Source organism: Algoriphagus persicinus (genome assembly GCF_035156415.1).
Classification (GTDB): domain Bacteria; phylum Bacteroidota; class Bacteroidia; order Cytophagales; family Cyclobacteriaceae; genus Algoriphagus; species Algoriphagus persicinus.
The window spans coordinates 1-8,526 of sequence record NZ_JAYEEY010000054.1 but is presented as its reverse complement, the minus strand read 5'-3'; the positions used below and the strand labels follow the sequence as shown (position 1 = coordinate 8,526).

The window sequence follows — 8,526 nt, the reverse complement described above, 5'->3', positions numbered from 1 at the left end:
GTCACTTTGGAGATCGAGTCGTAGCACCGCTACGGTGAGAGCGAAAAGTGAAGCATAGCGACTGATTTTGAGGCGGTTTGAAGCCGTAGTAGATTTGCTAATGCATAATGCGGGTTTAACTAACCATTTTTAATCATCACAGGCAATGGATTTAAAATTAGAAGACAAAAAAGCATTTATAAGCGGTTCCACAGCAGGGATTGGATTTGCTATCGCGAAGAGATTCCTATTGGAAGGCGCCACCGTAATCATCAACGGCAGATATCAAAAAAGTGTAGATAAGGCCATCGCAGCACTCAAATCGGAAACAGGAAGTGATAAAGTCACTGGAATCCCCGCCGATTTCTCTAATGTGAAGGAAATTGACAATCTGCTGAAAGTGCTCCCAGAAGTGGATATTTTGATCAATAACGCAGGGATTTTTGAGCCAAAAGCCTTTGAAGCTATCCCGGATGAAGATTGGTTCAGATTCTTCGAGATGAACGTCATGAGTGGAATTCGTCTTTCTAGACAGTATTTCCCGAAAATGCTTCAAAAAAACTGGGGAAGAATAATCTTCATTTCCAGTGAATCAGGCGTTTTCATTCCAGACGAAATGATTCATTACGGCATGACCAAAACAGCCCAACTTGCAGTAGCAAGGGGTTTAGCAGAATTAACCAAAGGATCCAATGTGACAGTAAACTCGATTTTGCCAGGCCCTACCAAATCAAAAGGTGTAGGCAAATTCATAGAAGATTTGTCAGAATCGACTGGTAAATCTATACAGAAAGTGGAAGAAGAATTTTTCGAGGATATGCGTCCTACCTCTCTGATTCAGCGATTTGCTAGCGTGGAGGAAGTGGCAAATACCGTAGTTTATTATTCCAGCCCCTTAGCGTCTGCTACCAATGGCGCAGCCATAAGAGTAGAAGGAGGATTGGTGAAATCCGTACTTTAGACAATTATTTTTTAAATAATGCGCTGCTTTATTTTCGCCAAAAAGAGCAAAACCGGGACACTTTCTTCTATTTCATCAGCAGCAGTACAAATACGCCTTCTATAATTTTTCCTCATCAGCGAATCCGCAAAAATTAAGCGCAACAGTCCCAAATAAAAATTTAGTAAACTCTTAATATTTCAATGTGACACAATATATTTACTTTTAGGACTATTCATCCCGACAAAATACCGTAAACTGAATTTTCACTTGTCGTTCTTGTGGATTTTATCCAGAATCGGACAGGAATACAACTAGCAGTCAGGTCATTCCTTTTGTCAAAAATTTGCCCAAACCAATAACCAATGAAACAAACTTACCGATCAATTACAGCGCTAAGCCTAGCACTGCTTCTTGGATTTTTCTCCTGTTCTGAGGCTGAAGAAAATGAGCCCCGGGAGAAACCTGATGAAAACCGCTTCACAACCGTCGTCCTAAGTGAAGGAATGGATGAGCCTATGGAAATGACTTTCCTTCCTGGTAAAAAAATCCTATTTGTCGAGCGTAAAGGCGGGGTCAAAATCCTGGATGAAAATACCGGTGCAGTGACATTAGTGGCGACCATCCCTGTCAACACGAAATACACGAATAAAGAAGGTAACGTCCGGGAAGCCGAAGAAGGATTGATGGGAGTCATTGTTCATCCGGATTATGAAACCAATCATTGGATCTACCTGTATTATGCCGATCCTGAGGACACACAACATGTGTTGGCAAGATGGGAGTTGGATGGAAATACCCTAGTAGAGTCCTCTAAAAAAGTGATTTTGGCAGTTCCAACTCAACGGGAAGAATGCTGCCATACAGGTGGCGGAATGGTCTTTGATCAAGAAGGAAACTTGTATTTAACCGTAGGAAATAACACCGTGAATCCAGGCTCTGGAACATCTAATCTCGATGAGCGTCCGGGACATGAAAACTCTGATGATCAGCGAGCACCTGGAAACACCAATGATTTGAGAGGGAAAATTCTACGAATTCATCCAGAAGATGATGGCACCTATACTATCCCTAAAGGCAACCTATTTCCCGAAGGTACAGATAAAACAAAACCTGAAATCTACACCATGGGACATAGAAATCCTTGGAGACCTACACTGGATAGTAAAACAGGCTATTTATACTGGGGTGAAGTGGGACCTGATGCTGCAAAAGACTCCATTTGGGGGCCTCGAGGTTATGACGAATTCAATCAGGCAAAAGGCCCTGGCTTCTTCGGTTGGCCATATTTTATAGGAGACAATATTCCGTACAACCGCCATGACTTAGAAACTGATACCTATGGCGAGCCTTATGATGTGAATAAGCCGGTGAATGAATCGGTGAATAACACAGGACTTCGAGACTTGCCAACTCCGGTTGTGCCAGCCATGATCTGGTATCCCTACGGAATTTCTGAGCAATTTCCGATTCTAGGAAGCTCAGGAAGAAGTGCTACAGGTGGCCCGGTTTTTAGAAAAGCTGACTTCAACAAGGATGCTTCATACATCTTCCCTGCCTACTATGAAGGCAAATGGTTAATCGTGGACTTTATGCGCGGATGGATCATGTCCGTGACTATGGACGACAATGGCGACTTTGAATCCATGGAAAGATTCTTACCAAATGAAACATTCAGCTCAGCAATCGACATGGACTTCGGCCCGGATGGAGCACTATATATTTTAGAATATGGAAGTGCTTGGTTCCGTGGAAATGTAAATTCCCGAATCCTAAAAATCGAATACAACGCCGGTAACCGTAAACCAAACGTAACTGCAACCGCAGATAAAATGTCTGGAGCTATACCATTTACCGCTCATTTCTCTTCGGAAGGCACAAATGACTACGATGATTACGACCAAGGCAAACTCGATTACACTTGGAAATTAACTGGCACAGATGGCAAGACTACCGAATTGAAAGGTGCTGATGCAACTTACACATTCGAAGAAGCTGGTAAACATCAAGTAACTCTAACTGTGACCGATACCAAAGGTGAGTCGAATACTTCATCTTTTGATGTAATCGCCGGCAATGCTGCCCCTACTGTATCCATTGATTTCAAAGGAGCTAATACTTCATTCTATTTTGGAGATCAATCCTTACCCTACACTATTACTGTAACTGACCATGAAGACGGCAGCACGGCTGACAACAAAATACAAGCGAATGAGGTAGCAGTAACATTTGATTATGTCCCTTCTGGATTTGACCCAATCGAGATCGCTTCTAAGCAGGTAGGAGTGGAATCTGAGGCTTTGGAAAACATCGGCAGAAATCTAATAGAAGCAAGCGACTGCAAATCATGTCACCAATATGCTGAGGCTTCCATCGGGCCGAGCTATGAGGCTGTGGCTGGCAAGTATGAAAATACTCCTGCAAATGTGGATATGCTTGTAGGTAAAATCATCAATGGCGGAGCCGGAGTTTGGGGTGAGCATGCGATGAGCGCTCATCCACAACTTTCAAAAGCTAATGCAAAACGCATGGTGGATTACATCATGAATATGAATACCGTGAAAGCTACTTCGAAATCATTGCCGCTGACTGGAAATGTGAAAACTTCCATCCCTGAGGACGAAGATGGGCAAGGAAGTTTCCTATTACATGCAGCATATACTGATAAAGGAAATGGAGATGTACCCGCTTTGGCAGGTAGTGATTTTATAGCCTTGAAAAATCCGTATTTGGATCCTCAAAGTGCTGAAGTCAGAAAAGGAGTAAACCTACTGACCACTCCAAGTGTGAATTTCTTCATGGTAGGAGATCAGTCTCACCTAGGTTTCAAAAACTTGGATTTAACCGGCATCAAGGAAATTGTAGTGTATGCAAGTATCTCAGCAAGAGTGGATGCCAAAGGTGCATCAGTCGAGATCAGAATTGACTCACCTACCGGTGAGCTAATAGGACAATCCGAACCGCTTGTGGCTAAGCCCGGAGGAGGATACAGACCACCAGCTGGCATGAGTTACATTGATTGGAGAAGACAAAATTCCAGTCTTGGAAAAGTCACCTTATCATCCGTTACAGGAAAACATGATGTGTATATCATTTTCAAAAACCCTGAAGTAAAAGGAGAAGAAGTCCTGCTGAGCGTGAATGAAGTTCAGTTCTCTAACACCACAAATTAAAAGTATTTCAACATTTCAAAAGCCCTGTTTCGGATCGAAACAGGGCTTTTTTATTACTTTTAACCGCGAAGAACCACAAAGGCTTGCGCAGAGATCGCTGCTGTTATAACCTTTGAGATCTTTTTTCGACCTCGAAGGTTTTGAAATTTAATTAGGAAGTTCCATGGGTCGTATTGTTATCCTGCTTCTCCAGAAGCAGGATTTACCTACTGTAGAAAACCCGAAGGATTGAAACTATTCATAACCTTCGGCAAAGCCGGGGGCAGAGAAAATGTTCGTGAAAATAAGCCTCAATAGGGAGTAACTTTAAAATTTCGCCCTTTCAGGGCTATAGAAAGTTGTCGATACTTTGCCCTGCACTTCGTACAGGGTTATGAATGGTTAGGCTCCTTCGGAGCTTGTTCGAAAATCACTGAATTTCAGACAACCAAAAAAGACCCACAAATTATTTCACGTTTAGATCTCTTTTCTGGCAAAAAAAACGGATATACCCATTTTATATAAATTGGATTTTAGCACCCCAGAATATCCGCCCATCAAATCAACTACCAATCAGGATAGATTTACACAACAAAAGCCCTATTTTTCACATATTGGATAAGTACTCTGCTAATACTCAGCAAGTATTAAACCGTTTGCTTTATATTATACACACTTGAAAAATCAATCTCTAAAATCTTCATCGCTCCCATTTTCTATCTTTCTAATTGGAGGCATGCTGTTGATTAATTTTTCAACTTTTGGGCAAACAGAACCTGTTGATTCTGCTGAGGAAGCATCTTTCTGGCTTTGGCAATTTTTAGGCCGACTTCATCCCATGATTGTCCATTTCCCGGTTGCATTGCTTGTGGTTGCTGCTTTGATGGAGCTGTTTACTTTAGGAAAATTCCATTCCAGAATCAGACCCGGAATTTTGATTCTAGCAGCTATTGGTGCGCTTAGTGCTATCATCGCCGCCCCGATGGGATGGCTTTTAGCAACAAATGAAGGAACTTCTGGAGAACTCCTGGATCTGCATCAATGGATAGGAATTGGAACGGCCGCTTTAAGTCTTGTTACTTTATTCTTTCTCTCCAAAATCAGAAGCAGTCCCATTCCTTCTCAGATAAAAGCCTATAGAACCACGCTTTTCCTAACTGCCCTATGCGTATCATTTGCGGGACATTTTGGAGGATCACTTACGCACGGGGAGGATTTCCTTACGGAAGTTTTGCCCGGTAAGGAAAATGAACTTGAAATTGAAAAAATACCGATAAATCTTGCGGCTTACAGCTCAGAACTCACTCCAGACACGGAAATGAAACTGATCGGAGAAGTCCGGATGGTGCTAGCTCACAATTGCTACAAATGCCATAGCGGGTCAAAGATTAAGGGAGAATTACGGCTGGATGAAAAGGAATTTGTTTTTACAGGAGGTGAGAATGGTAAGATCTTAATTCCAGGAAATCCCGGAGAAAGTGAGATTATCCGGAGGATTAATTTGCGCAAAAATCACGATGATGTAATGCCCTCCAAAGGGAACTTATTGAGCAAACAAGAGAGGGAACTTATCGCCCTTTGGATAGCCAAAGGTGCGCCTTGGCCAGATGGCGCTGCACAGCAATCTGTGTACCGAGTAGCTGAATTAGCTCCGCGAAATCCTATTCTTCCTGCCTACAAAGCAGGTTTGAACAACCCCATTGATCTTTGGGTTGATAAATATTTCCGAGAAAATAAACTAAAATGGAATGCGGTAGTAGATGACAAAACCTATCTCCGAAGAATCTATTTAGATATCACAGGCTTAATCCCAAGTCCACAAGACCTGGAAGAATTTCGAAATGATCAAAGGCCCGACAAACGCGATATTTGGCTTCAGGATTTATTAAACCAATCGGACGAATATGCCACCCATTGGCTGAGTTTCTGGAACGATGCCCTTCGCAATGATTATACTGGAACTGGATACATCACCAATGGCCGCTTCAACATCACGGACTGGCTTTATACTTCCCTACGAGACAATAAACCTTACGATCAATTTGTCAAGGAATTATTAAATCCTACTGAAAAGTCTAAGGGTTTTATAGAGGGTATTCGTTGGCGCGGAACAGTAAATGCCAGTCAAAGAACAGAAATGCAGGCTGCGCAAAACGTGGGGCAGGTAATCTTGGGATTGAATCTGAAATGCGCTTCCTGCCATGATAGTTTTATCTCTGACTGGAAACTGGAAGAGTCTTATGCTTTCGCAAATATTTTCGCAGACTCTACTCTCGAAGTTAGTCGCTGCGAAGTGCCTACCGGGAAAATGGCTAAGACAGCAATCCTTTGGGAGGAATTGGGAAACATAGACAGTATGGCGACTAAAGCTGAAAAGCTCAGACAGCTTGCAGATAGATTGGTGCAGCCTGCGAATGGCAGAATGTACCGCACGATTGTGAATCGGGTTTGGAAGCAACTGATGGGTCGAGGAATAGTGGAACCGGTAGACGAAATGGACAATATGCCGTGGAGTCAGGATCTATTGGACTGGCTGGCTTCTGATTTTGTGGAAAATGGTTACAATTTGAAGGAGCTTATTTACCAAATAGCAAGTTCCAAGATTTACCAATCGCAATCCGTCGGCTACGAATCCTACGATGCCGTAATGGCTGAAGATTACAAATTCAATGGGATGGTTCGCAAGAGAATGACAGCCGAGCAGTTTTCTGATGCTGTTAGTGAAATCGTCTATCCGCTTTTCCCTGAAGAAGAAATCAAGTACAATCCTTTTGAACTGCAGAATCCTGAGCATATCAAACCTTCTTTTGCACGAGCATCACTTGTCGCCAATAATCCTTTTCTCACTGCTTTGGGGAGACCAAATCGTGAGATTGTCTCTACAAGCAGAGAAGCTCAAGGGAGTTTGTTGCAGGCGCTGGAACTTACAAATGGGGAAAGATTGAATACGGCATTGCAAAAAGGCGCTGAAAAATGGAAATCGCTCCTGAGTGATCCCGTTCAGATTACGGAGGAATTATATCAAAAAGCACTGAACCGAAAGCCAAATGAGAATGAATTGGCTTTCGCAACCAAAGCCTTGGGACAAAATCCGGATGCTGCCAAAATTCAGGATTTGTTCTGGGCGGTGATTCTGCTGCCGGAATTTCAGATGGTGGAGTGAAGAAGACGGGAGACGGAAGACAGAAGACGGGAGAAGCCTCATTGCGAATGAGGAACGAATGAAGCAATCTGTATTGGTGCGTCACTGCGAGGAACAGCCTGCCCCGATGAGTCGGGGAAGCAGTCTAGTCGATTTCAAAAGGGATTGCTTCGTACCTCGCAATGACGGAAAAAGCCAACTCTAGAATTGAGGCCACTTCGGTCACCCGTCTTCGGCCAGCCTCGCTTTAGCGGGTCTTCGGTCTGCTAAAACAAGGAGAATGAGGCCAATAAATCATTCATGAAAATTAGAGAATAATAAACCATGCAAACACCACTTAACCGACGAGACTTTATCAAAAAAACCTCTGCTGCCGCGATGGCAACCATGGGAATGGGTGCTCCTCTGGCTGGGCTTTTATCTTCTTGCGGAATTGACAAAATCCCAGCTACGGCTGACTCGGTTATTTTGCTTTTCATGGCAGGGGGCATGGCTCACACCGAAACTTTTGATCCAAAGAAATACACACCATTTCGTAAAGGGATGGAATCCAAAGAGGTTCTAAGCACTTTCCCCTCCATCCCTACCGCATTGGATGGTGTCAACTTTTCCGAAGGTCTAGAATCCATTGCCAAAGTGATGGACAAAGGAACTTTGATCCGATCCTACGTGGCTGCAGATCTGGGACACATTCTACATACCCGGCACCAATACCATTTTCATACCTGCTATGAGCCTCCACAATCAGTGGTCGTTCCACATCTTGGCGCTTGGATTTCTAAGGAGCTAGGGCCTCTCAACCCCGTGATTCCTTCTTTCATTAATATTGGACAGCGCTTTTCAGTTGGCGAAGGCGAAGAATTGAAAGCCTTTCATAGTGCAGGATTTTTGGGAAGCGAGCATGGACCTTTTTTGATACCAGACCCTTCTGCTGGTTTAGATAGTGTACGCCCTCCTATCGGGATGTCCACTCAGCGGTTTGAGTCTAGAAATCAATTGTATGAAAACCTGCTTTCTGCCGGTGCGATGGGCGAGTACGGTTCTGATTATCAAAAAGAATCCCTGAAAAGATCCATGGAGCAAGCTTATATCCTGCTCAATTCCCCGGAAGCCAAAGCTTTTGATCTAAGTCTGGAACCCAAAGAAAGCTATGACAAGTACAACAACAGCAAGTTTGGACTGGGTTGCCTATTGGCAAAAAGGCTGGTAGAGCAAGGAGCAAGATACATCACGGTGACTTCGGAATACGAACCGTTTATGGGCTGGGATACGCATGACAATGGACATACCCGTCTGAAAGAAATGAAGAAAAT

At 43.4% G+C, this 8,526-nt stretch carries 4 protein-coding genes; all 4 read left to right on the top strand.

The window, feature by feature from the left end; translation table 11 throughout:
• Window positions 1-145 precede the first annotated feature (145 nt).
• The gene (locus tag U3A58_RS21365; RefSeq protein ID WP_323826430.1) at window positions 146-940 is read left to right on the top strand and encodes an SDR family NAD(P)-dependent oxidoreductase; all 795 of its coding nucleotides are present in this window, start codon (window positions 146-148) and stop codon (window positions 938-940) included.
• Between the two features lie 344 nt (window positions 941-1,284).
• Window positions 1,285-4,092, top strand: a complete 2,808-nt coding sequence (locus U3A58_RS21360; protein WP_323826429.1) for a PQQ-dependent sugar dehydrogenase — start codon at window positions 1,285-1,287, stop codon at window positions 4,090-4,092.
• 715 nt (window positions 4,093-4,807) lie between these two features.
• Window positions 4,808-7,234: a DUF1549 domain-containing protein gene (locus U3A58_RS21355; RefSeq protein WP_416377324.1), complete on the top strand. Its 2,427-nt coding sequence runs from the start codon at window positions 4,808-4,810 to the stop codon at window positions 7,232-7,234.
• A 303-nt stretch (window positions 7,235-7,537) separates the two neighbouring features.
• Window positions 7,538-8,526 (top strand): DUF1501 domain-containing protein (locus U3A58_RS21350; protein ID WP_323826428.1); only part of this gene is annotated, 989 nt, incomplete at its 3' end.

Excerpts from the sequence above, each read along its gene's own strand:
- U3A58_RS21365 (WP_323826430.1), top strand. The coding sequence starts at position 146 with ATGGATTTAAAATTAGAAGACAAAAAAGCATTTATAAGCGGTTCCACA.
- U3A58_RS21360 (WP_323826429.1), top strand. The coding sequence starts at position 1,285 with ATGAAACAAACTTACCGATCAATTACAGCGCTAAGCCTAGCACTGCTT.
- U3A58_RS21355 (WP_416377324.1), top strand. The coding sequence starts at position 4,808 with ATGCTGTTGATTAATTTTTCAACTTTTGGGCAAACAGAACCTGTTGAT.